The organism is Actinomadura xylanilytica, assembly GCF_030283145.1.
GTDB lineage: Bacteria > Actinomycetota > Actinomycetes > Streptosporangiales > Streptosporangiaceae > Spirillospora > Spirillospora xylanilytica.
In genome coordinates, this window is the sequence record NZ_JASNWE010000005.1 from 607,330 (window position 1) to 629,328 (window position 21,999).

The 21,999-nt window shown below is 73.3% G+C and carries 24 protein-coding genes; 12 read left to right on the forward strand and 12 right to left on the reverse strand.

Features of this window, described 5'->3' with window-relative positions:
- Nucleotides 1-26: 26 nt before the first annotated feature.
- Nucleotides 27-1,124 carry a hypothetical protein gene (locus tag QP090_RS32655; RefSeq protein ID WP_285943512.1) on the reverse strand — a complete coding sequence of 366 codons (1,098 nt, stop codon included), beginning with the start codon at nucleotides 1,122-1,124 and terminating at the stop codon, nucleotides 27-29.
- A gap of 178 nt (nucleotides 1,125-1,302) precedes the next feature.
- Between QP090_RS32655 and QP090_RS32660 the strand changes: the two genes are divergently transcribed.
- Nucleotides 1,303-2,466 carry a winged helix DNA-binding domain-containing protein gene (locus QP090_RS32660; protein WP_285943513.1) on the forward strand — a complete coding sequence of 388 codons (1,164 nt, stop codon included), beginning with the start codon at nucleotides 1,303-1,305 and terminating at the stop codon, nucleotides 2,464-2,466.
- Nucleotides 2,467-2,564: 98 nt separating this feature from the next.
- The gene (locus QP090_RS32665; RefSeq protein WP_285943514.1) at nucleotides 2,565-3,167 is read left to right on the forward strand and encodes a GNAT family N-acetyltransferase; all 603 of its coding nucleotides are present in this window, start codon (nucleotides 2,565-2,567) and stop codon (nucleotides 3,165-3,167) included.
- A gap of 3 nt (nucleotides 3,168-3,170) precedes the next feature.
- Here QP090_RS32665 and QP090_RS32670 read toward each other — a convergent pair whose 3' ends face one another.
- Nucleotides 3,171-3,770, reverse strand: a complete 600-nt coding sequence (locus QP090_RS32670) for a TetR/AcrR family transcriptional regulator (RefSeq protein ID WP_285943515.1) — start codon at nucleotides 3,768-3,770, stop codon at nucleotides 3,171-3,173.
- Between the two features lie 72 nt (nucleotides 3,771-3,842).
- Here QP090_RS32670 and QP090_RS32675 point away from each other — a divergent pair, with 72 nt between their 5' ends.
- Nucleotides 3,843-5,030 (forward strand): FAD-dependent monooxygenase, encoded by a 1,188-nt coding sequence (locus tag QP090_RS32675; RefSeq protein ID WP_285943516.1) that lies wholly within the window; start codon nucleotides 3,843-3,845, stop codon nucleotides 5,028-5,030.
- A gap of 35 nt (nucleotides 5,031-5,065) precedes the next feature.
- Here QP090_RS32675 and QP090_RS32680 read toward each other — a convergent pair whose 3' ends face one another.
- The 3 genes from QP090_RS32680 to QP090_RS32690 all read right to left on the reverse strand — a co-directional run bounded on the left by QP090_RS32680 (nucleotide 5,066) and on the right by QP090_RS32690 (nucleotide 8,340).
- Nucleotides 5,066-5,665, reverse strand: coding sequence for a dihydrofolate reductase family protein (locus QP090_RS32680; protein WP_285943517.1), 600 nt, complete (start codon nucleotides 5,663-5,665; stop codon nucleotides 5,066-5,068).
- Nucleotides 5,662-6,540: a metalloregulator ArsR/SmtB family transcription factor gene (locus QP090_RS32685; protein WP_285943518.1), complete on the reverse strand. Its 879-nt coding sequence runs from the start codon at nucleotides 6,538-6,540 to the stop codon at nucleotides 5,662-5,664. Before QP090_RS32685 ends, QP090_RS32680 begins: the two co-directional genes overlap by 4 nt.
- A gap of 135 nt (nucleotides 6,541-6,675) precedes the next feature.
- Entirely contained in the window at nucleotides 6,676-8,340 is a 1,665-nt protein-coding gene (locus tag QP090_RS32690) for a DUF885 domain-containing protein (RefSeq protein ID WP_285943519.1), read from the reverse strand.
- A 1,020-nt stretch (nucleotides 8,341-9,360) separates the two neighbouring features.
- On the opposite strand from QP090_RS32690, the gene QP090_RS32695 reads away from it, so the two are divergent.
- The 3 genes from QP090_RS32695 to QP090_RS32705 are packed head-to-tail and all read left to right on the forward strand — an operon-like array spanning nucleotide 9,361 to nucleotide 12,349.
- A complete protein-coding gene (locus QP090_RS32695) occupies nucleotides 9,361-10,374 on the forward strand; it encodes an AAA family ATPase (RefSeq protein ID WP_285943520.1) in 1,014 nt (337 codons plus the stop codon).
- Nucleotides 10,371-11,405 (forward strand): DUF58 domain-containing protein, encoded by a 1,035-nt coding sequence (locus tag QP090_RS32700; protein WP_285943521.1) that lies wholly within the window; start codon nucleotides 10,371-10,373, stop codon nucleotides 11,403-11,405. The genes QP090_RS32695 and QP090_RS32700 overlap by 4 nt, the downstream gene beginning before the upstream one ends.
- A complete protein-coding gene (locus QP090_RS32705) occupies nucleotides 11,402-12,349 on the forward strand; it encodes a VWA domain-containing protein (protein WP_285943522.1) in 948 nt (315 codons plus the stop codon). The genes QP090_RS32700 and QP090_RS32705 overlap by 4 nt, the downstream gene beginning before the upstream one ends.
- Here the strand turns inward: QP090_RS32705 and QP090_RS32710 are convergent.
- Complete coding sequence (locus QP090_RS32710) at nucleotides 12,320-13,156, reverse strand: rhomboid-like protein (protein WP_285943523.1); 837 nt, start codon at nucleotides 13,154-13,156, stop codon at nucleotides 12,320-12,322. The genes QP090_RS32705 and QP090_RS32710 overlap by 30 nt on opposite strands.
- 102 nt (nucleotides 13,157-13,258) lie before the next feature.
- On the opposite strand from QP090_RS32710, the gene QP090_RS32715 reads away from it, so the two are divergent.
- Nucleotides 13,259-13,885 carry a class I SAM-dependent methyltransferase gene (locus QP090_RS32715; RefSeq protein WP_285943524.1) on the forward strand — a complete coding sequence of 209 codons (627 nt, stop codon included), beginning with the start codon at nucleotides 13,259-13,261 and terminating at the stop codon, nucleotides 13,883-13,885.
- On the forward strand, nucleotides 13,882-14,451 hold the full coding sequence (locus tag QP090_RS32720; protein ID WP_285943525.1) for a TrmH family RNA methyltransferase: 570 nt from the start codon (nucleotides 13,882-13,884) through the stop codon (nucleotides 14,449-14,451). The genes QP090_RS32715 and QP090_RS32720 overlap by 4 nt, the downstream gene beginning before the upstream one ends.
- A gap of 16 nt (nucleotides 14,452-14,467) precedes the next feature.
- On the opposite strand, the gene QP090_RS32725 is transcribed toward QP090_RS32720, so the two are convergent.
- The 3 genes from QP090_RS32725 to QP090_RS32735 form a co-directional block, all read right to left on the reverse strand.
- On the reverse strand, nucleotides 14,468-14,656 hold the full coding sequence (locus QP090_RS32725; RefSeq protein WP_285943526.1) for a hypothetical protein: 189 nt from the start codon (nucleotides 14,654-14,656) through the stop codon (nucleotides 14,468-14,470).
- A gap of 2 nt (nucleotides 14,657-14,658) precedes the next feature.
- Complete coding sequence (locus tag QP090_RS32730; RefSeq protein ID WP_285943527.1) at nucleotides 14,659-15,033, reverse strand: MFS transporter; 375 nt, start codon at nucleotides 15,031-15,033, stop codon at nucleotides 14,659-14,661.
- A 249-nt stretch (nucleotides 15,034-15,282) separates the two neighbouring features.
- Nucleotides 15,283-15,543 (reverse strand): hypothetical protein, encoded by a 261-nt coding sequence (locus tag QP090_RS32735; protein ID WP_285943528.1) that lies wholly within the window; start codon nucleotides 15,541-15,543, stop codon nucleotides 15,283-15,285.
- Between the two features lie 99 nt (nucleotides 15,544-15,642).
- Here QP090_RS32735 and QP090_RS32740 point away from each other — a divergent pair, with 99 nt between their 5' ends.
- Nucleotides 15,643-16,035, forward strand: a complete 393-nt coding sequence (locus tag QP090_RS32740; protein WP_285943529.1) for a PPOX class F420-dependent oxidoreductase — start codon at nucleotides 15,643-15,645, stop codon at nucleotides 16,033-16,035.
- A 139-nt stretch (nucleotides 16,036-16,174) separates the two neighbouring features.
- Here the strand turns inward: QP090_RS32740 and QP090_RS32745 are convergent, their stop codons facing one another.
- Both QP090_RS32745 and QP090_RS32750 read right to left on the reverse strand, forming a co-directional pair.
- On the reverse strand, nucleotides 16,175-16,513 hold the full coding sequence (locus tag QP090_RS32745) for a hypothetical protein (protein WP_285943530.1): 339 nt from the start codon (nucleotides 16,511-16,513) through the stop codon (nucleotides 16,175-16,177).
- A gap of 148 nt (nucleotides 16,514-16,661) precedes the next feature.
- Nucleotides 16,662-17,504: an SDR family NAD(P)-dependent oxidoreductase gene (locus tag QP090_RS32750; protein ID WP_285943531.1), complete on the reverse strand. Its 843-nt coding sequence runs from the start codon at nucleotides 17,502-17,504 to the stop codon at nucleotides 16,662-16,664.
- A 120-nt stretch (nucleotides 17,505-17,624) separates the two neighbouring features.
- On the opposite strand from QP090_RS32750, the gene QP090_RS32755 reads away from it, so the two are divergent.
- From QP090_RS32755 to QP090_RS32765, 3 genes are all read left to right on the forward strand, one after another.
- Nucleotides 17,625-18,305, forward strand: a complete 681-nt coding sequence (locus QP090_RS32755; protein ID WP_285943532.1) for a TetR/AcrR family transcriptional regulator — start codon at nucleotides 17,625-17,627, stop codon at nucleotides 18,303-18,305.
- A 125-nt stretch (nucleotides 18,306-18,430) separates the two neighbouring features.
- Nucleotides 18,431-19,624 carry an MFS transporter gene (locus QP090_RS32760; RefSeq protein WP_285943533.1) on the forward strand — a complete coding sequence of 398 codons (1,194 nt, stop codon included), beginning with the start codon at nucleotides 18,431-18,433 and terminating at the stop codon, nucleotides 19,622-19,624.
- Nucleotides 19,625-19,698: 74 nt separating this feature from the next.
- The gene (locus QP090_RS32765) at nucleotides 19,699-21,753 is read left to right on the forward strand and encodes a hypothetical protein (protein ID WP_285943534.1); all 2,055 of its coding nucleotides are present in this window, start codon (nucleotides 19,699-19,701) and stop codon (nucleotides 21,751-21,753) included.
- On the opposite strand, the gene QP090_RS32770 is transcribed toward QP090_RS32765, so the two are convergent.
- Nucleotides 21,754-21,978 carry an EF-hand domain-containing protein gene (locus QP090_RS32770; protein ID WP_285943535.1) on the reverse strand — a complete coding sequence of 75 codons (225 nt, stop codon included), beginning with the start codon at nucleotides 21,976-21,978 and terminating at the stop codon, nucleotides 21,754-21,756.
- Nucleotides 21,979-21,999 lie beyond the last annotated feature (21 nt).

The following is a 21,999-nucleotide window of genomic DNA, read 5'->3' on the forward strand; positions in this document are numbered from 1 at the left end:
CGCGGCCTGCGATTCTCATGGTCCTTTCAGGAACTTCTGAGACCCGGTTCAGCGGGCGCGTCCGGGACCGCGGGGGCTGGGGCGGCCTCGGCGGTGGCGTCGGCCCACGCCGACCCGCCGCCGGGTCCCGTTCCGGTGGTCACGATCACCACGGGCGGCGCGGCCGAGGACGGCGCCCCCGGCTGGGGCGGCGGGACGGGGGTTCCGGGTGCGGGGCGGGTGGCGCTCGTCCAGGTCGTCTTCACGACGTCGATGACGACGTCCTTGGCGACGTCGCGCATCATCGCGCGCAGCACCTCCCGCAGCGCGATCTTGAGGGCGTCGCGGACGAGGTCGGCGATCACGGTCTCGATCGCGAGGGCGGCGGCGCGGTCGGCGAGCCGTCCGGCCAGGCCGCGGGCGGTGCGGGCCAGGTCGCTGCCGGCCGCGGCGGCGACCAGGTCGCCGGCGGTGCGGGCGGCGTCGCTTCCGGCGGCGCGGGCGGCCAGGCCGGCCGCGGCGGCGGTGAGGGGGGTCAGCTCGGCGAGCGTGACGGCCTCCTGCGCGCGGTCGCGCACGGACCCGGCGACCTCGCGGGCGGTCTCCCGGGCGGTCTCCTTGACCACCCGCACGACGATGTCGCGGCCGACGTCCAGGGCGACGTCGACCGCGACGTCGGCGACGGTGTCGAGGGCGGCGTCGACGACGGCCTTGGTGGCGGCCTGGACCAGGGGCGCGGACGCGGTGCGCCCGGCGACGTCCAGCGCGGTCGCGGTGGCGGCGCGGGCGAACGGGCTGCGGGTGGCCAGGCGGCGCGCCGCGACGGCCATCGGATGCGCGGCGGCCTGCTCTGCGGCGATCATCGCGGCGGTGGTCACCTCCAGCGCGGTGCCGGTGACCGGGTTGGCCGCGGCGGCGGCGCGGGCCTCGGCGACGGCCCGCCCGGCGGCGGCGGAGGCGATCTTCACCGCGGCGTCGTGGGCGGCCTGCTCCACGGCGCGCATGACGGGCGTCCCGGAGATCTGCTCGACGATCCGGGACGCGGCGCGGGCGGCGGCGTCGCGCGCGATCCGCCGGGCCGGATCGTCCGCCGGGCCGGGCGCCCGCCCGCCGGTGTCGTCGGCGATCTCGGCGTTCTCGTCCACGGCCACGCCCCTATATCCCGTCCGGCTCCTCAAATCACCATAACTTCCGTTCGCCGTGATCGCTCCGCCGCCGCCCCGCCGGTCCATCCGCCGGAGCCTGTAGTCGAGGACCGAAGCTGTCCTTGTTGCTGCCTAGTGTGGGTGCCCGGAGACCGTCGACACCGAGGAGCCGTGCCCGATGAACGTTCGTGCCGAGAGCGTGCTGCGCCTGTCGTTTGAACAGGTGTGCGCTCGGCGGCTGGAGCGGCACGCGCTGGCGGCGCCGGTGCGGGGGACGCCCGCGGAGGTCGTCGCGGCGATGGCCGGGACGCACGCGCAGGTGATGTCGGCGGCGGAGCTGGCGGTGGGGCTTCGGTTGGAGGGCGCGACCCGCGCGGACGTGCGGGAGGCGCTGTGGGGCGACCGGAGCCTGGTCAAGGCGTTCGGGCCGCGCGGGACGGTGCATCTGCTGCCGGCCGTGGACCTGTCGAGGTGGGTGGGGGCGTTGTCGGCGCTGCCGCAGGAGCGTCCCGGGTTCACCGAGAAGGCGGCGTTGACGCCGGGGCAGACCGAGGAGGTCGTCGCGGCGGCGGGCGAGGCGGTGCGGGACGGGGATCTGACGGTCGAGGAGTTGGGCGACCGGATCGTCGCGCTGACCGGCGGATGGGCGGGCGATCTGGTGATGCCGGCGTTCCAGGGAATGTGGCCGCGGTGGCGGCAGGCGCTGCCGCTGGCGGGCGCACGGGGCGCGGTGTGCTTCGGCCCGAACCGGGGCCGCAAAGTCACCTACTCCGACCCGCGGCGGCGGGTGCCGGGGTTCCGGCCGGCCGGAGCGGAGGAGTCACTGGGCTGGCTGGTGCGGTCCTACCTGCATGCCTACGGGCCCTCCACACCGGAGCGGTTCGCGCATTGGGCGAGTGTGCCGGCGGCGTGGGCGCGGGAGTTGTTCGCCTCGCTCGGTGCGGGACTGGAGCGGGTGGAGGTGGAGGGCGAGGCGGCGTGGACGACGGCCGGTGACACCGCCGTCCCGGCGGATCCGCCTCAGGGGGTGCGGCTGCTGCCCTACTTCGACGGATACGCCTACCGGGTGGGGAACCAGCCGCCCGCGCTGCTGTATCCGGGGACGGCGGGGCAACGGGCACTGCGGGGCAATTTCCAGTTGCTGCTGGTCGAGGGGCGGGTGGCGGGGCTGTGGCATCAGCGTCGCTCGGGCCGCCGGATCGAGATGACGGTGGAGTCGTTCGCGGTCCTGGACGGGACGCGCCGCGCGGAGCTGGAGGCGCAGGTCGCGCGAGTCGGTGAGGTACTGGAGGGCGAGCCGCGACTGACGCTGGGCCCGGTGACGGTCGGCGGCCACGCCTGACCGCGGATCCGGGTACCGGGGGCGGGGCCGCCGACGGTGAGCCTGTCAGGCGGGTCGGGCCGGTGGTACCGTTCGCGGCTGCGGAGGAGGTGGCGGCGTTGGCGGAGAAGGGCGGGCCGGTGCTGCGGACCGGGCGGCTGGTGCTGCGGCGCTGGCGGGACGAGGACCGTGCGCCGTTCGCGGAGCTGAACGCCGACCCGCGGGTGATGGAGCACTTCCCCGCGCCGCTGACGCGGGCCGGCAGCGACGCGCTGGTGGACGGGTTCGAGGCGGGCTTCGAGCGGCGCGGGTTCGGGCTCTGGGCGCTGGAGGTCGCCGCGACGGGCGCGTTCATCGGGTTCACCGGCCTGTCGGTGCCCTCCTTCCAGGCGCCGTTCCTGCCCGCGGTGGAGATCGGGTGGCGGCTGGCGCGGGACGCGTGGGGGCACGGCTACGCCGCCGAGGCGGCGCGGCGGGCGCTGGCGTTCGGGTTCGAGGACGCGGGCCTGCGGGAGGTGGTGTCGTTCACCTCGGTGCCGAACGAGCGGTCGCAGGCGGTGATGCGCCGCATCGGGATGCGGCCGGACGCGGCGGGCGCGTTCGATCATCCGCGGCTGCCGGCCGGGCACCGGCTGGAGCGGCACGTGCTGTGGCGGCTGGACACGGCGACGTGGCGGGCCGGGGGCGCGGCGGGCGGCGGGGGGTCGCCCGCCGAGGGGTGACCGCTAGCGCAGCAGGCCGGTGAGGACCTCGTGGACGCCCCGGCGCAGGTCGGCGGGGGCGAGCGGGGCTCCGGCGCCGGCGAGCGCGTCGAACATCACGCCTTCGGCGAAGACGACCAGGTGGTGGCCGTGCCGGACGGGATCGCAGGATCCGGCGGCGGCCATGAGGTCGGTGGCGACGGCGCGGAAGCCCCGTCCGCTGGCGTTGTAGATGGCGCGCAGCTCGGGGCGGCGGGTGGCCTCCAGCGCCAGTTCGTAGCGGGCCAGGGTGCGGCGCCGGTCGTCGGTGACCTGCAGGTGCAGCATCCGGGCGACGAGATCGGCGAGCACGCCCATGTCGAGCGTCCCCCCGTCCCCGTCCCCAGTCCCGGGTCTGGGAGCGCCGGTGTCGGCGAAAAGGGCGAAGCGGCGGTTCTCCAGCTCGGTGAGGCGGACGAGGGTCAGCTCCAGCAGGGCGGCGCGGGTGCGGGCCAGGTTGGAGGTGGAGCCGGGCGGGAGTCCGGCGGCCTCGTCGACCGCGCGGTGGGTCAGCCCGCGCATGCCGCGTTCGGCGAGCAGGGTGATGGCGGTCTCGGCGATGAGCTCGGCGCGTGGCGACGTCACAGCCGGATACTACTTGCGTAGTCCCACTACGACCGTAGTATGACACTACGGATGTAGTGAGGGAGGAGTTCGATGACACGGCACGCAATCGTGGCCGGCGGGGGCATCGGCGGGCTGACCGCCGCCGCGGCCCTGCACCGCAACGGCTGGACGGTGACCCTCTACGAGCGGGCGGCGTCCCTGGACCCCGTCGGGTCGGCGCTGGCGATCGGCCCCAACGGGCTGCGCGCCCTCGACACCCTGGGCGCCGGCGACGCCGTCCGGGACCTGGCCGCCTTCCAGGGCAGCGGCGGGCTGCGTCGCGCCGGCGGCGCCTGGCTGAGCCGCACCAGCGCCGAGGCCGCCGCCGCCCGCTACGGCGACCCGGTCCTCGTCCTGAAACGCAGCACCCTGGTCGGGATCCTCGCCGACCGGCTGCCACCCGGAACCGTCCACCTCGGCGTCACCGTCACCTCGGTCGCCCCCGACGGCACCGTCACCACCCCCGCCGGCACCGAGCACGCTGACCTGGTCGTCGCGGCCGACGGCATCGCCTCCCCCACCCGCGCCGCCCTGTTCCCCGGCCACCCCGGCACGCGCTACTCCGGCCTGACCGCCTGGCGGTTCCTCACCACCGCCGGCCCCGCCGGGACCGGGCCGTCCGAGACCTGGGGACGCGGCCTGGTGTTCGGGGTGATGCCCATGGCGGGCGGCGTCATCTACTGCTACGCCACCGCGCCCGCCCCCGAGAACACCCGCGAGAACACCCGCGAGAACACCCGCGAGGCCGGCACCGAGCACGCCGCGCTGCGGCGGCTGTTCGGGACCTGGCACGACCCCATCCCCGCACTGCTGTCGGCCGCGGCCGGCGGCCCGGTGCTGCGCAACGACATCGCGTTCATGGACCACCCGCTCCCCGCCTACCATCGCGGACGGGTCGCCCTGCTCGGCGACGCGGCCCACCCCATGACGCCCAACCTCGGCCAGGGCGCCTGCCAGGCCCTCGAAGACGCCGTCGTCCTCGCACACGAGGTCACCGCCGGCGGCGGACTGCCCGCCTACACCGCGGCGCGGCGGCCCCGCACCACCGAGGTGATGCAGCGCTCGCACCGCATCGGACGCCTCACCGCGCTCAACGGCCACGCCACCGTCGCGGCCCGCGACGCCGCCCTGTGGCTGAGCGGCCGCCTCGGACCCACCGCGCTCCTGCGCCAGGCCGACTCCCTCTACCGGTGGCGGCCACCGCTCCCGGACGCCCCGCACGCCGGCCGCGCCTCATAGGGGCCCCGCTCCCCCGCGGCGCGGGCCGCGCCGGTTCAGCGGACCCGGTCGTAGACCATGGCCATCTCGCCCATCGTGCCGGTCTCCTGGTGGGTGAGCGTCCACTGCGTGGCCGGCAGGCCGTCGCGGAACAGCCGCTGCCCGCCCCCGGTGATCTCGGGGAAGATCATGAGATACAGCCGGTCCAGCAGGTCCGCCGCGAGGACCTCCTTGATGAGGCTGGCGCTGCTGTTGACGAGGATGTCGCCCTCGCCGGTGGCTTTGAGGTCGGTGACGACGTCGGCGACGGGGGCGTTCACCACGCGGGCGCGTTCCCACGGCGCCTTGGTCAGGGTGGTCGAGAAGACCACCTTGTCCGTGTCTACCAGCCACTTGGCGTATCCGCGGTCACGGGGGTCGGCGTTCTCGTCCGCGGCGACCGTCGGCCAGTAGCCGAGGAACCCCTCGGCGTTGATCCGGCCGAGCAGCGCCGTCGTCGCGCCCTCCCAGATGCGGGTGAGGTAGTTCCGCGCGACCTCGCTGGTCACATACGGGGCGAAGGCGCCGAAGTCATTGGCTCCGCCGGGGCCGTTGTAGCGCCCGTCGAGGGAGAGGCTGATGTTCGCGGTCACCCTGCGGCCGGTCTGCTCGGTCATGTCGTGCTCCTCATGTCGGTGTTGGTGTTGGTGTTGGTGTTGGTGTCGTCGGTGTCGGGGGAATCCGCGGCGAGGATCGCCGCGAGTCGGTCGAGGCTCTGGCCGAAGCCGATCTCGATGCCTGCGACGAAGTCCGCGGAGTCGACGGCGCTGTCGGTGATCCGCCAGTGGACGTCGAGGTCGGTGCCTGTGCCGGTGGGCCGCAGGCCGATGTCGAGGTGGGAGGTGAAGGCGAGACCGCCGTCGGGGAGCCGCGGGGAGAGCCGGTAGGCCAGGTGCTCACCGGGACGCGCCTCGTCGACGACACCCTCCGCGCGCCCGGCGACCGGGTCGGAGCCGTCGGCGTCCTCGGCGTCGCGGTACTCCAGGGCGATCCGCCCACCCGGTCCCGCCTCGAAGACCAGCTCGGAGACGCGCAGGTCGTCGGGCGCCCACCATCGGGCGAGCAGACCGGCCTCGGTCAGGTGGCGCCAGACCAGCTCAGGGCTCCCCGTCAGCGACCGGAGAAACCTGAACGAGCGGCCGTCGGCCCACCCCGACCCCTCCGCGGCGAGCCGCTCGGTGTGCAGGTTGAGCCCGTAGCGCTCAAAGGTTTCGCGCGAGCCGCCGGCCCGGTCCGCGGTGTCGGCGAGCCGGCCGAGTGCAGCCGCCAGATCCCGCAGGGGTGCGGACCGGAGCGCGTAGATGCGGCGCTGGCCGGAGCGCTGGGAGGTGACGACGCCGGCGCGCTCCAGGGTCTGAAGGTGCTTGGTCGTCTGCGGCTGTCGCGCCCCGGTGAGCTGGGCGAGGACACCGACCGGGCGGGGCCGCTCTGCTAACAGGGTGACGAGCCGCCAGCGGGCCGGGTCGGCCAGGGCGGCGAGGAGTGCGTCCATGAGCACAAATATGCACCATGGAGAATATTCGTGTCAAGGAATAAGTTGGGCGGTCGAGACCGGCCAAGCCAGACCCAGTTCGAAGGACTCCCAGCCACCACCCCGGCACCCCCGAAACGGCAGCGCCCCAGAGGGTCACGCGCGGGCGAGCTCGACGCGGAGACGGTCCAGACCCATCGGCCCCAGATCCAGGCCACGGCGATGGAACGCCTTGAGGTCGAACGCCGCGCCCTCACGCCGCCGAGCCTCCGCACGCGCCTCCAGCCACACCTTCTCACCCACCTTGTAGGCGATGGCCTGCCCCGGACGGCCGAGATACCGGTCGATCTCGAACGCGACACGCGCCTCGGGCTCCGGCCCGATATGAGCGCGCAGGAACTCGCGGCCGAGCTCCGGCGTCCACCGCTCCCCCTCATGGAAACCGGTCCCCGCCGGGATCCGCAGCCGAAGATGCAACCCGATGTCCAAGACCACCCGGGCCGCGCGGAACTGCTGCCCGCCCGCCAGCATCCCCAGCCGATGCGCCGGATCCCGGTACAGCCCGAGCTCGTCCATCAACCGCTCCGCATACAGCGCCCACCCCTCGCACACCCCCGGATACAGCTCCGACGACGTCCGCTGGTACCGGTTGAGCACCGCGGTGTTCAGGGTGGCCGCACCTATCTGGAGATGATGGCCCGGGACACCCTCATGGAACATCGTCGACGGAACGGTCCAGGTCACCATCTCCGGACCGGTGAACGTCCACCACACCGTCCCCGGCCGCGACAGGTCTTCCGACGGCGCCAGATAGTAGATCCCCGACTCGACCGGAGGAATACGGCAGTCGACCCGCCGCAACCCCTCCGGAATGTCGAAATGCACCCCGTCCAGATCAGCGATCGCCCGGTCGGCCAACTCCTGGATCCAGTCGCGGAACGCCCCCGCACTGCTCACACGATGGGCAGGATCGGCGTCCAAGGCCGCCCGCACCGCCCCCAGCGGCTCCCCCGGCATGACCTGGCCCGCCGCGGCGGCGATCTCGCCCTCGATCCGGGCCAGCTCCTCCCACCCCCACGCGTAGGTCTCCTCCAGGTCCAGCGTCGTACCCAGAAAATCACGGACACCGAGCTGGTAACGGTCACGGCCCAGCGCATCGGTCTCGGGAGCGAGCGGCGCCAGATCCCGCGACAGGAACTCCGCGAAACCCGCGAGCGCAGCGGACGCCTCGACGACCGCACCCTCCAGCGCCCCGCGCAACCGGCCGTCGCCACAACCGGCCGGCAGCCCCGCCAGATACGCCGGGAACTCCAGGCAGGTCTCAGCGTTGCGGACGACCTGGCGGCGCGCCGCGATCCGGCCCCCGTCCCGCGCCCGCTCCAACGACGTGCGGAGCCCGGCCAGCGCGGCCGGCAGCCCCCGAAGACGGGAATGCAGCGCCTCCCAGGGCGTGTCCGGGCCCTGGTCCACAAGCTCCACGGCCTGCCTCAGCCACTGGACCGGCCCATCGGTGGTGTCGAGGAAACCCTCGCGAACCCCCGCCTCGTCCAGCGCGATCTCGGTCTCCAGCCGCTCGCGCAGCACCTCCGCCGCAACCCTCTCGGCCCCACCCGCACCGCCCGCACCGCCGTTCTGGACGGGAATCGCGGCGAGCCCGGCCAAAGTACGGCGGGACAGCTCAGCACGGGCCGCCATGCCGTCCGGCCCGTAATCGGTCAGGCACGCCTCCTGACCTGCGATCCCCATCATCGCCGCCCTGCACGGATCCAGAGCAGCGAAGTCGTCCACATAACGGTCGGCGAAGGCATCCAATGCGGTCACCTCGATCACACTACATACCGAACCTGATCTTGTCGCCAGACCGCCCGCCCCCTCCGGCCCACACCCCCGAGACCACCAACAGCGAAGGTCAGACGCCCCCTAAAGCGGGCCACCGTCATCGCCGCCCGCACTCCCCGTCGGACCCGGCGACGGCATCCCCGGAGAGGACGGAGACAGCGACGGACTCGGCGACGGAGACGACGACGGCTGCTGCACCGACGGACTCGGCTCACGCGGCAACGGCGGCGGATCCTCAGCCCTCGGCTCACACGCGAACAGCACCAGCAACAACAACGCCAGCACCACCAGCACACCCGCCAACGTCAAAATCGCCGCGACCAGACCCCGCTCAGGCCGCCGCCCCCCACCCGGCCCCGGCACCACCGGCACCGGAGCACCCTCCAACGCCGGCTCCCCGGGCCCCGACCAATGCGGCCGGAACTGCGGCCCCCGCGACCGCCCCCGAAACCCAGCCCCCAGCAACACCGGATCCAAGAACCGCTCCGCACCCACCCGCTCCGCCTCATACGCCACCGCCACCCACGGCGCCGGCCCCACCGGCTGCGCCGCCACCACCGGCGCCGGATCACCCGGCCCCAGCCCCGGCGAACGCCCCGGACCCGGCACCGCCGCCTCGATCGCCGCCCGAAACCGGTCACGCGCCGCCGCATCACCCGCCGCCCCAAGCGTCAACACCGCGACCGTCGCCCGCCGCCCCTCACCGTCCACCCCCAGGAACACGATCCCCGCAGGAGACTCCGACAACCGCGCCGACAAACGGAACGGCCCCAGCTGAGCTGGATCCCCTGGGGGCAACGGCCTCGACATGGCCGCCAGACTAACAACCGCGCCCTACCATCGGACCAGCGCGCATCCGGCCACCCCCACCCGCACCCCGCACCTCACGCCCGAAACCGGCGCCCGCCACCCGCACAGAACGCCGCGCAACGGGGTACAAGTGATCGCGTAGGGTCGAAAACCGCCGACCCACGCCCGCAGGACAAGTGAGGGACACACCAGATGACCATCGCCGCCCACGATGTCGACGAGGCCGCGGCCCTGCTCCAGCACACCGTGGCCGAGGTCAAAAAGGTCATCGTCGGCCAGGAGCACATGGTCGAACGCATGGTCGTCGCCCTCCTCGCCCAAGGCCACTGCCTCATCGAAGGCGTCCCCGGCGTCGCCAAGACCCTCGCCGTCGGCACCCTCGCCCGCGTCGCCGGCGGCACCTTCGCCCGCCTCCAGTTCACCCCCGACCTCGTCCCCTCCGACATCGTCGGCACCCGCATCTACCACCCCTCCACCGAACAGTTCGACGTCGAACTCGGCCCCGTCTTCGTCAACTTCGTCCTCGCCGACGAGATCAACCGAGCCCCCGCCAAAGTCCAGTCCGCCCTCCTGGAGGTCATGGCCGAACGCCAGGTCTCCCTCGGCGGCAACACCTACCCCCTCCCCAGACCCTTCATCGTCCTCGCCACCCAGAACCCCATCGAGTCCGAAGGCGTCTACCCCCTCCCCGAAGCCCAGCGCGACCGCTTCCTCATGAAGATCGACGTCCGCTACCCCGGCGCCCACGAAGAACTCCAGATCCTCCAGCGGATGAGCGTCGACCCGCCCGAGGCCACCGAGATCCTCGACACCGGCCGCCTCGCCGCCCTCCAACGCGCCGCCGCCGAAGTCTCCGTCCACGAACTGGTCGCCGACTACATCGTCCGCCTCGTCATGGCCACCCGCGAACCCGCCCAGTACCGCCTCCCCGACCTCGCCAAGATCATCGAAATCGGCGCCAGCCCCCGCGCCACCCTCGGCCTGGTCTCCGCCGCCCGCGCCCTCGCCCTGCTCTCCGGACGCGACTACGTCCTCCCCGACGACGTCCGCGCCGTCGCCCGCGACGTCATGTCCCACCGCATCGTCCTCACCTTCGACGCCCTCGCCGACGGCGTCGACACCGGCGACATCATCACCCAGATCATCACCGCCGTCCCCCCGCCCCGCGTGGTCTGGAACCACGGCGCCGCGGTGGCCCAGGCATGACCCCGCACACCCGGCACAGCGACAAACTCGCCGAACTCGCCCCAGAACGCACCCTGCGGCGCCTCGAACTCTCCGTCACCCGCCGCCTCGACGGCCTCCTCAACGGCGAACACCTCGGCCTCCTCCCCGGACCCGGCACCGAAACCGCCGAAGCCCGCCTCTACCAGCCCGGCGAAGACGACGTCCGCCACATGGACTGGGCCGTCACCGCCCGCACCACCACCCCCCACGTCCGCGACCTCATCGCCGACCACGAACTCGAAGCCTGGGCCCTCGTCGACCTCACCCCCAGCATGAACTTCGGCACCACCACCCTGGTCAAACGCGACCTCGCCGTCGCCGCCCTCGCCGCCGTCGGCTTCCTCACCGTCCGCCTCGGCGACCGCGTCGGCGCCTACCTCCTCCACCACGACCAGACCCGCCGCTGGCCCGCCCGCACCGGCAAAGCCGCCCTCTACGCCCTCCTCCAAGCCGTCCTCGACGCCCACACCGACGCCGAAGACCGCCCACCCCGAGGCACCGAACGCGGCCCGGCCCCCCACACCGCACCCGGCACCCCACCCGACGCCACCACCGGCCTCGCCGCCGGAATCACCGCACTCGACCGCGGCCAGACCCGCCGCGGCCTCCGCGTCGTCATCTCCGACTTCCTCGACCCCACCCCCGCCACACCCGGCACCCCACCCCCCTGGGAACGCCCCCTCCGCCGCCTCTCCACCCGCCACCAGGTCCTCGCCGTCGAGATCATCGACCCCCGCGAACTCGACCTCCCCGACATCGGCCTGGTCGAGATGACCGACCCCGAGACCGGCGCCGTCCACGAGATCGTCCTCAACCGCCGCGTCCGCGAACAGTACGCCCGCGCCGCCGCCGAACAACGCGACCGCACCCGCGCCGCCCTCCGCCGCTGCGGCACCCATCACCTCGTCCTGCGCACCGACCGCGACTGGATCGCCGACGTCGCCCGCTTCGCCCTCCGCCAGCGCCGAGCCGCCGGACGGCCCTTCAGTACCGCCGGGGGACGCACATGACCTTCCTGTCCCCCGAGCGCCTCTGGATCCTCGCGCTCGCGCCGCTCCTCGCCGGCCTCTACGTCCTGCTCCAGCTGCGCCGCCGCAAGTACGCCGTGCGCTTCACCAACCTCGCCCTGCTCGCCCAGGTCGCCCCCAGGCGCCCCGGCTGGCGCCGCCACGTCGCCGCCGGGCTGTTCCTCACCATGCTCGTCCTGATGATGATCGGCTTCGCCCGCCCCGCCACCGCCGTCAAGGTCCCCCGCGACCGCGCCACCATCATGGTCGCCATCGACGTCTCCCTGTCCATGATGGCCAAGGACGTCCCCCCCACCCGCTTCGAAGCCGCCAAGGAGGCCGCCAAGAAGTTCATCCGCGACCTCCCCACCCGCTTCAACGTCGGCGTCGTCTCCTTCGCCGGCAACGCCAGCCTCATCTCCGCCCCCTCCGCCGACCGCGACGCCGCCACCGCCGCCATCGACCAGCTCGTCCTCGCCAAACGCACCGGCATCGGCGAAGCCGTCTTCACCTCACTCCAGGCCGTCCGCTCCTTCGACTCCCAGGCCAGCCAGGACCCGCCCCCCGCCCACGTCGTCCTGCTGTCCGACGGCGACAACACCACCGGCCGCACCGTCCAAGAGGCCATCGACGCCAGCCGCGCCGCCCACGTCCCCGTCTCCACCATCGCGTTCGGCACCCCCTACGGCACCGTCGACATCGAAGGCGAGACCACCAGCGTCTCGGTCAACAAAGAGACCCTCCGCAGCCTCGCCGACAACACCGAGGGCAAGGCCTACGAGGCCGCCGACGCCGGCCAGCTCAGCGAGGTCTACGCCAACATCGGCAGCTCCCTCGGCTTCACCACCGAGCACCGCGACGTCGCCGCCCGCTTCACCGGCCTCGCCCTGCTGTTCGCCCTCGCCGCCGGCGGCGCCTCACTCGCCTGGTTCGCCCGGCTCCCCTAGCCGCCCGCCCGCGCCCGCACCTGTGCCCGCGTCCATACCCGGGGCGCCCCGCCGCCACCGAGGACGCGGCAAGCACCCCACCAGGTCCGGCGCCGCACGCGGCGGCACCACCAGCAGCATCACCCACGCCGCCGCCAGCCCGCACAACGTGGCCAGCAGATGCCCCAGATCCCACAACGACCTGCTCCACACCAGCGGACCCAGCACCCCCACCGCCAGCGCCGACACCCCCGCCGTGAGCCACCGGCCCCGCATCAGCAGCACCGCCGCCGCGCACCCCGCCACCATCATGTAGCTGACACCCACGTCCGTCGACACCGCCAGCCGCGCCGGCGCCCGCCCCGACTCCAGCGCCTCGGTCTCCAGCAGCGCCGTCAGCAGCGACCCCAGCACATGCCCGGTCAACCCGATCACGATGATCCGCGGCGTCCCGTGCCGCTGCTCGCCCCACGCCACCACCGTGACGAACACCAGGATGTACAGGCCCAGCCCCTCGCCCTTGTCAGCCACCCACAGCGCGCTGTCCAGCAGCACATGCAGTTCCGCCCGGCTCAGATTGGCCAGGTTGGTGCTCTCCAGCGTCGTCAGTACACGGATCAGCGACGGCGGCGCGGCGACCTGCACCAGCGTGGACGCGGTGAAGATCGCGACGTAGCAGAACGTGGCCGGCGCCGACAGCACCCAGGCGTGCATCCGGCGCGTCCACGGCGACAGCCGCCGCACCATGGCCGCGGCCCGCCCCCACCACAGCCCCAGCACACGCAGCACGTACCACGCCAGGATGAGCACCCCGCCCGCAACGACCATCCCGCCCCCGCGATCATGGACCCGCCATCAACTGCACTGTCCCACCCCCCGTGCCCCGCGGGCGGCATCAACACCCTCCGGACGCTGATACGGTCGGCCGACGTGGGGGAACACTACTTCGCGGAACGGCCCGGAGCGGCCAGCCGCCGACGCGCCGTCGATCTCGTCCTGCCCGACCTGCACCTGCGGCTGGAGACCGATCGAGGCATGTTCTCGCCCGACCGCGTCGACGCCGGCACCCGCATCCTGCTGGAGACCGTCCCCGCTCCCCCGCCCACTGGCGACCTGCTCGACCTGGGCTGCGGATACGGCCCCATCGCCCTCACCATGGCGCGGCGCTCGCCGCAGGCGAGTGTCTGGGGTGTGGATGTGAACCGCAGGGCGATCGAGCTGGCCGAGGCGAACGCCTCAGCCAGCGGCCTTGACAATGTAAGGTTCAGTCTGGTGGACGAGACCGACCCCGGCCTGCGCTTCGCCGCGATCTGGTCCAACCCCCCGATCCGCATCGGGAAACCGGCCCTGCACGACCTCCTGCTGGCCTGGCTCCCCCGGCTCGTTCCCGGCGGCCTCGCCCACCTCGTCGTCCAGAAGCACCTCGGCTCCGACTCCCTCCAGCGGTGGCTGAACGACCAAGGCTTCCCCACCGAGCGGATCGCGTCCCGCTCGGCCTACCGGATTCTGCAAGTGTCGGCCCGGGCGGACGCCCGTACGGAAGGTCACGCCCGATGAGCACCCCGAACCCCCCGCAGGCCCCCGAACCCGCGCAGCCCCGCAGGCAGCTCCGCCCCACCGACGTCAAGCGCCTCAACCGCGACTGGCGCCGCCGCACCGAGTCCCGCCTCGGGCTGCTCGTCGAGTCGGTCACCCAGCCCTTCAACATGGGCTCGATCATCCGCACCGCCGCCGTCTTCGGCGTCGAGCACCTGTGGCTGGCCGGCAACGCCACGCCCCCCGACCACCGCAACGTCAGCAAGACCGCGCTCGGCACCGAGCGCCTCGTCCCCTGGGAGCACGCCGGCACCCCCGCCGAGGCCGCCGCCGCCGTCCGCAAGAAGGGCCTGCGGCTCATCGCGATCGAGCTCACCAACGACGCGCTCCCGCTGCACGAGGCCCCCCTCGACGGCGACGTCTGCCTGGCCGTCGGCGGCGAGGACCACGGCTGCTCACCCGCCCTGCTCGCCGCCGCCGACGCCGTCGCCTACATCCCCCAGATCGGACGGGTCGGATCCCTCAACGTCGCGGTCGCCACCGCCATCGCGCTCGGCGAGGCCCGCCGCCGCGAATGGTCCGCCTGACCGCCGGGTCCGCCCGCTACCCCTCCCCCGCCCGCCGCCGCGGCTCCAGCGCCAGGCCGAGCACCGCGCAGACGGCGAACGCCGACCCGAGCACCGCCACCCCGGACGCGCCGGCGAACTGCTGCACGGTGCTCCACATGCCCGACGCCGCGCCGGCGTGCTCGGGCGGCACCCCCGCCAGTGCCACCATCCCGAGCGGCGGCACGATCAGGTTGAGCGCGCCGCGCGCTCGCGGCCCTGGAAGATCGCCTGCAACGTGCTCAGGACCTGCGGCGCCAGCCCCGCCGCGGCCACCCCCTGCACCGCCCGCGCCGCGATGAGCTGCCCGGGATCGCGCGCGAGGCTGCACACCAGGCTCGCCAGCCCGAACGCGGCGACCGCGACGAGGAACACCCGCCGGCGGCCCCACAGGTCCCCCAGCCGGGCACCGGTGATCAGTCCCCCGGCGAAGCCGAGCAGATAGGCCGCCGAGACCCACTCCAGCTGCGTCGGGCTCGCCCCGAGGTCCCGCTGGACGGTGGGCAGCGCGACGTTGACGATCGTCACGTCCAGCAGGTCCATCAGGTTCGCCGCGATCAGCACGACCGCGGCGAACCACCGGAGCGATCGTTATCTGGCGTAGTTGAGTGAACCTGCCGGTCAGGGGCTTGGTGGCCTGTCAGCCATGTAAGACACGTAGGTGAAGGTGATCCGCGGTCTTGCCTGGTTCATCGGGTGATGGTGAGGCCTCGGTCGGCCCAGCGGAGGGCGCCGTCGGCCATGGCGTTGATCCATGCGGTGCCGGGACGGCGGTCGGTGAAGGTCTGCCAGTGATGGCCGTCGGGTGAGGACCTATGCGAGCAGGTGCTCTCCGTCGTTGGGACCGAGCAGGAAGCCGAACCGGTCGATGTCGGTGCCGGGGCCGGCCGCGTCATAGCCCGCGGTGCCGACGAACCCGGCGAAGGAGGCTTTGGCCTGGTCGTCGGCGGTGATCCACCGCAGCAGGATGTCGGACTTGCCCCTCCCGGTGAAGGTCTCACCCGTGGCTTGTCCGTGGAAACCGGACGGGGCCCGTCGCCGAAGCGGTTGGGTTTCGGCTCGCGGGTGCCGCACGGGTGCGAGGCGACTCATCTGAGGAACATGGGACCTTAGCATATAATCCGCTTGCGGATTATATGCTAAGGTCCCATGTGTTCCTATCGAGGAGGGTGTATGACGATCCTGGAAGAACCTGTGCGAAGGATCCTGGACGGGAAGAACTTCGCCACCGTCGCGACCTTGGGGCCCGACGGCTCACCCCAGGCGTCCGTCGTCTGGATCAAGCGAGACGGCGACACGATTTTGTTCTCCACCACCAAGGGCCGGCAGAAGGCCAAGAACCTCGCCGTCGACCCCCGTGTCAGCGTCTCAGTCTTCGACCTGGCCAACCCTTATGACTCGGCGGAGATTCGCGGCGCCGCTGAACTGACCCTCGACGAAGACAAACGGTTGCCGCATGAGCTCTCACAGAGATACCTCGGCGAGGACCCGCCGAAGCCCGAGCCCGGCGAGGTCAGGTTGATCGTTCGCGTGGTGCCCGAAAAGGTCATCCACTTCACCCCCTGAACATCAGGGGCGATCTCGGTCTGGGAAGCTGAGCGGTCGGTAGCGGTGTCCCGCCGCGACCGACCGCTCCTCCGATGGTTATCTGGGGTAGTTGAGTGAATCTGCCGGTCAGGGTGGCGAGCCGGATCGTGGACATGGTTCAGCCTGCGGCTTCGGTGAGGCGGGCTTCGAGGTCGGCGATCATCTGGGTGAGCAGGCTGGTGTTCTCGCGCCGGACCGCTTGGGGCCCGAGTCTGTCGATGCCGGCGACTTTGGTGATGCACTCGTCGGCGGCCTGGGCTATCGCCTGGAACTCAGTCTGGGCGATCGAGTGGTGGTTGGCGGCTTCGAAGGTGGTCGCGCGGTGCATGTCCTTCATCGAGGTCATCGCCGCTCGCGCGGCCGCCATCGCGTCGCGGGCGCTGAACTGGTCCCCGTTGCCTTGGCGCATGTAGCGGGTGGTGAAGACCCGGCGGCGCTTGTGGTCGGCCGACGGCATGAACCGCTCCAGGCGGTCGCCCCGTGCGGGTCACCACCGTCCGGTTCTGACCGTCTTCACCCACGTCGAACCCCGGGGGCACGGCGGCTCCTCCCCGCCCGGGGGCGGCGCGGCGACCGCGGGCCCGGCGGCGGCCGGCGTCGGGGACTCAGGCACCGTGCCCCCCGGACGCCCGCAGCCGCAACTGCCGCCGGGTGAGGTCCTGGAGTCGCGCCGCTGCGGCCCGGTCGAACGACGCGCCGTCCACCGGGATCCGCGCTCCCTCCACGAACGCGCTCAGCGGCTCGCGAGGGGGAGCGTCGATGACGGCGGCGATCGGCGCCACGGCCTCGGCGACCGGCTTGCCGCTCCGCCTCATCCTCGCGATCAGCGCCGCCGTCTCCGCGTCGTACTCGCCCGAGAACCCGGTCGCGGTGGTGCCCGGATGGACCAGCACGTACCGGATCGGGCCCGTCCCGTGCTCAGCGGCGAAGGCGACGCCGAGCAGGTCGTTCAGCGGCCCGCCCTGGGCCAGCGCCACGGCGCCGTGATAGCCGCGCTCCAGCCCGAGGTCGTCCCAGCGGAGCGCCGACAGGCCCGCGCCGGGCCCGGCCACGTTCACCACGACCGGGGCCCCGGCCTTCTCCAGCGGCCCCACCAGGCCGTGGCCGAGCAGGAACCGGCTCAGGTAGAACAGCGCGTAGTTGGCCTCGAAGCCCTCGGCGGTCACCGCCCGCGCCGACCGGTAGTGCCGAGCGCACAGCACGAGCGCGTCCACGACGGGGAACCGGGCCGTGACCTCCTCGACCACCCGCTCGTTCTCGCTCAGCAGGCTGAGGTCGGCCCGGACGAAATGCGCCCGGCCGGACGCCCCGGCCGCGTCCCGCAGGAACGCGCGGCCCCTGTCCTCGCTCCTCCCGATGACGGCGACCGTGTCGCCCCGCCGCACGGAGGCGAGCGCGAGCGCCCTGCCGATCCCGTCGGTGCCGCCTGAGATCACCAATGTCCTCATTGCACTCCCTAAACCAGACTGATGAGTCCAAATTAGTAGACGAAGCAGTCTTAGCCAAGTGCGTCCAGAAAACCAGACCCGTCGGTATAGTTCAGGGTTCCGTCCGCTAGGATGCGGCCCATGAGCGGAGCAGGAACCCCAGCCGTCCAGACCGCGGGCGCCCCGCGCGGACGCATCGACAAGCGGCGCGCGATCGTGGACGCCGCCTTCACCGTCTTCGCCCGCGAGGGCTACGCCCAGGCCGGCGTCGACGTGATCGCCGCCGAGGCCGGCGTCGCCAAGGCCACCGTCTACAACCACTTCGGCGACAAGGAGACCCTGCTCCGCCAGACCATCGCCGACCACTCCGACCGGGCCCTGGCCCGCAACATGGCCGCGGTCGAACGCCTCACCGGCGACGGCCCCGACCTGCGCGCGATGCTCGAAGAGGTCGGCGGGCAACTGCTCCGCTGCTACGTCGACGACGCCTCGTGGGCCCTGCGTCGCCTCCTGTCGGCCGAGATCGGCCAGTTCCCCGACCTCATCGACATCGTCCAGGGACGCGCCGCCGACCGCGTCCTCCAGGCCCTCGCCGACCGCCTGGGCCGCCTCTCGCTCGCCGGCCGGCTGCGCACCGCCGACCCGCTCCTGGCCGCCGAACACCTCTCCGCCCTGCTCACCGGCACGATGGACACCCGCGCCCGCCTCGGCACCCGGCCCCTGCCCGACGCCGAACTGACCGCCATGACGCGCGCCGCCGTCGACACCTTCCTCCGGGCGTTCGCCGCCGAGCCCGTGGCACCGGGCCCGCCACCGGACTAGACTCGCGCCCGTGCTCCTCCCCCGTGCGTAGGACCCCGGCCCCGCCGCGCTGACGACCCGCGCGGCACTCCGGCGTCCCTGCACACCGCGCGCGCCGCGCGCCGAGCACGTCCGAGGACCCCCCTGTGCCTTCGCCTACCCGGGCTCCGTCGTACGCCGCCGTCCTCCTGACCCCGCACGTCCGCCGCGTCTTCACCGCCGCGCTGCTGGGCCGCCTCTCCTACGGGACGGTCTTCCTCTCCCTGATCCTCGCGCTCGCCCACGCCACCGGCTCCTACACCCAGGCGGGCACGGCACTGGCCCTGAACGGCGCCGCCTCGTCCCTGCTGTCGCCGCTGCGCGCCAAGCTCATCGACAGGCACGGGCCGCACCGCACCCTGCCCCCGATGGCCGTCGCCTACTCGGGACTGCTGGCGGCCATCTCAGCACTCACCTGGCACCCCGGCGCGCCCGCCGCCCTCCTATCGGCCCTCGCGTGCGCGGCTGGCGCCTGCGCTCCCCCACTCGGCCCCGTGATGCGGACGCTTTGGAGCGACCTGCTGCCCGACCGGCCCCTGCTGCAACGCGCCTACAGCCTCGACACCGTCGCCGAAGAGCTGCTCTTCGTCACAGGCCCCCTGCTCGCCGGACTGGCCGCCGCGCTCACCACGCCCGCACTGGGCGTCGCCGCGAGCGCCGCCCTCGTGCTCGCCGGCACCCTCGCCCTGACCACGTCCCCGTTCGTCCGCGACCGTGACCGGACCCGCGCGGCACCGGCCGAACGCGCGGGGACGCGGATCGCCGCCACGCTCTGGCGGCCGATCGCGGTGGCCGCCGGCCTCGGCGCGTGCCTGAGCGCGTTCACCCTGCTCCTCGTCGTCTTCACCGCACGGCACCACCAGCCGGCCGCGGTCGCCTGGATCGAGGCGGCACTGGCCGCAGGCAGCGCCGCCGGTGGGCTCGCCCACGGGACGATCACGTGGCGGCTTCCCGCGCAGATGCGCCTCCCGCTGCTCGCCGCCGGGCCCGGCCTGATCACAGCCACGGCCAGCCTCGCCCCCTCGGTGCCGTGGCTGGCACTGGCCGCGGGCGCCGCCGGGGTGTTCGTCGCGCCGGTCCTGACCACCGCCTACCTGCTGACCGACGAGCTCACCGCGCCGCACGACCGGACCCGGGCCGGCGCGTGGGTCAACGCCGCGTTCAACGCGGGCTCGGCGGCCGGGACGGCCGCCGCGGGACCGCTCGCGGACACCGTCCCGCTCCCCCTCTGCTTCCCGCTGGCGACCGTCCCCCTGCTCACGGTGGCTGCGGTCACCGCCCTACGACGGACCACTCGGTGACGCGCGACGATCGGACGATCTTTGTCGGTGGCCTCGGCTATGTTGACCGTTCGCTCCCACGCCGGAAGGCCCCGATGTCCACCGACTTGTTCGGCTTGCGCGTCCTCGATCTCGACCACGAGCGGCGGCGCGTGCGCTTCCGGGTGTTCGTCGTCTACTACGAGCCGTCCTGGGGAACGGGCGACCTGCTGCCGAACGACCCGAGCTTCTTCTTCCGCGCCCTGTGGGAGGGCGCCCAGGACTCCCACGAGCGGGAGCGGCTGACCGACCTGATCGGCTGGCGCGAGCTGCTCGACGAAGAGTGGGTCGACCGCCACACCCACCGCTTCGTCTCGCACGTCGAACGCCTGGCCACCCGCAACCACCCCGTCGACGACGACGCCTTCGAAAGCCTGGCGATGTTCTACTACGAGCGCGACGGAGGCTGGCAGGACGAGCATCTGCTCGCCCAGGGCGACTACGACGTCCAGGTCACCGACTCCCGCTGGATGGCCACGCTGCGTCCCGGCCAGAGCTGGGGCACCACGTTCTACCCGTCCAACGCCGCGCCCCCGCCCGAGAAGGCCGACGGCCTCGAGGCGGAGTACGCCGCGCTCGCCGCGGGCGGTGACACAGGCGCCGCGTTCGCCCTCGGCTGGCTCCGCCAGGACCGGGGCGACACCGAGGGCGCCGCCTTGGCCTACCGGCAGGCGGCCGGAACCGACGACCAAGGGGATCGGGCCAAGGCCCTCCTCTATCTCGCGGCCCTGCACGCCGGCCAGGACGACACGCACGCGGCCCGCGCCGCGTACGAGGACGCCCTCGCCTGCGAGGCCGTCTGGACGCAGAATCTGTACCGGTCCCACGCCGCCCTCGGCCTCGGCGCCCTCCTGCGGGCGAGCGGCGACGAAGACGGGGCCCAGGCCGCGTACGCGCTCGCCGAGGAGGCCGCCCAGGAGGCGCGCGGCCTCAGCCTGGTGCGGGAAGCCCGCCGGCTGGCCAATACGGAGACCTGGGTCGAGCGAACCTGCCGCGCCCTCCAGGAGACGGGCCGGGACGACGCCGAGCGGACGCTCGCCGACGCCTGCGGCTCAGCGGCGGCGGCCCGGTTCGGCGTGGCCCTGACGGAACGGGAGAACGACCGGGCCCGAACCGAGCTGGCAGGGCTCACCGACCCCGCCGAACTGGAGACCGCCGCCGCCATCGGGCTCGACCTCGCGGCCGTCCGGACGCGCGAGGACGACGACGCCGCCGTGAACGAGGCCATGCTGGCGGTCATGGCGACCGGCAGGCCCGCCGAGGGATACCGCCGCGCCCTCGCGGAAGGTCTCGTCGGCACCGTCTCGGGGCCCATGTCCAAGCCGGAGAAGGTCGTGTTCCACCTGCTCCGACTACTCAAGGACAGCGGCGACCTCGACGGCGTCACCCGGCTGGCGCAGACCGCGGAGCCGGCCCACCCGAGGGTCGCGGCGAGCGCCTTCCACTTCCTCGGCGTCACCGGCATCGAACGCGACGACCCGCAGCGGGCGGCCGGGTGGCTGCGCCGCGGGGCCGCGCTCACCGAGCCCGACGAGGACGCGGCGGCGGGCCCCGCCTACGACCTCGGCGTCGTCCTCGCCGGACAGGACGACCCGGACGGCGCCCGCGACGCGTTCGGCCAGGCGGAGAACGGGTTCGTCTACCTGGGCGACAAGGCGCGGGCGGCGTGCCGCCTGGCAGAACTGCTGAACGGGCAGGGCGACCGGGCCGCGGCGTCCGCCGCCTGGACGCGGGCGGCGTTCTGGCACGCACGGCTCGAACTCGGCTCGGACGAACACGCCGCATGGTCGATCCGCAAGCTCGGGGACCTGCTCGCCGAAGCGGGCGAGAGCACGCCGGCACGGCAGGCCCATCACCTGGCGGACGAGACCCAGGAATCGGACGTGGCACCCGCGGCCGGCGCGTGCGCCGCCTTCCACTACGCCAGGTGGATCCAGGCCGGGGGCCACCGGGAGCAGGCGCTCACGCTGCTGCGGGCGATCTCCGACGACTCCGGACCGTACGCGGTGAAGGCGGCGCGTGCCCTTCGCGCGGCCACCCGCGAGCCCGCCATCCCAGGTGCGGACGGTGCAGACGGCGACGCGCCGCGGGCGGCCGGCGGCCCCTCGTGATCAGCGCCGGGCGGGGAAGCGCGCCATCAGCGCCGCGAACTCCTCCAGCGACACCTTGCCGTCGTGGTTCTGGTCGGCCGCCACCACGACCTCGACGGCACGGGTGTCGGTGATCTCCTGCCCGAGCGCGCGCATCAGGTTCTTCAGCTCGGCCGTCGAGAGGTAGCCGTCGCCGTCGGCGTCCAGCAGCTCGAAGGTCGCCTTGTACTCGCTCACATCGGCCATGCGGGCCGCCTCTCGGTCGCG

Coding starts and splice junctions, on each gene's coding strand:
- QP090_RS32660 (WP_285943513.1), top strand. CDS start 1,303: ATGAACGTTCGTGCCGAGAGCGTGCTGCGCCTGTCGTTTGAACAGGTG.
- QP090_RS32675 (WP_285943516.1), top strand. CDS start 3,843: ATGACACGGCACGCAATCGTGGCCGGCGGGGGCATCGGCGGGCTGACC.
- QP090_RS32680 (WP_285943517.1), bottom strand. CDS start 5,665: ATGACCGAGCAGACCGGCCGCAGGGTGACCGCGAACATCAGCCTCTCC.
- QP090_RS32685 (WP_285943518.1), bottom strand. CDS start 6,540: ATGGACGCACTCCTCGCCGCCCTGGCCGACCCGGCCCGCTGGCGGCTC.
- QP090_RS32695 (WP_285943520.1), top strand. CDS start 9,361: ATGACCATCGCCGCCCACGATGTCGACGAGGCCGCGGCCCTGCTCCAG.
- QP090_RS32700 (WP_285943521.1), top strand. CDS start 10,371: ATGACCCCGCACACCCGGCACAGCGACAAACTCGCCGAACTCGCCCCA.
- QP090_RS32705 (WP_285943522.1), top strand. CDS start 11,402: ATGACCTTCCTGTCCCCCGAGCGCCTCTGGATCCTCGCGCTCGCGCCG.
- QP090_RS32710 (WP_285943523.1), bottom strand. CDS start 13,156: ATGGTCGTTGCGGGCGGGGTGCTCATCCTGGCGTGGTACGTGCTGCGT.
- QP090_RS32720 (WP_285943525.1), top strand. CDS start 13,882: ATGAGCACCCCGAACCCCCCGCAGGCCCCCGAACCCGCGCAGCCCCGC.
- QP090_RS32740 (WP_285943529.1), top strand. CDS start 15,643: ATGACGATCCTGGAAGAACCTGTGCGAAGGATCCTGGACGGGAAGAAC.
- QP090_RS32745 (WP_285943530.1), bottom strand. CDS start 16,513: ATGCCGTCGGCCGACCACAAGCGCCGCCGGGTCTTCACCACCCGCTAC.
- QP090_RS32750 (WP_285943531.1), bottom strand. CDS start 17,504: ATGAGGACATTGGTGATCTCAGGCGGCACCGACGGGATCGGCAGGGCG.
- QP090_RS32755 (WP_285943532.1), top strand. CDS start 17,625: ATGAGCGGAGCAGGAACCCCAGCCGTCCAGACCGCGGGCGCCCCGCGC.
- QP090_RS32765 (WP_285943534.1), top strand. CDS start 19,699: ATGTCCACCGACTTGTTCGGCTTGCGCGTCCTCGATCTCGACCACGAG.
- QP090_RS32770 (WP_285943535.1), bottom strand. CDS start 21,978: ATGGCCGATGTGAGCGAGTACAAGGCGACCTTCGAGCTGCTGGACGCC.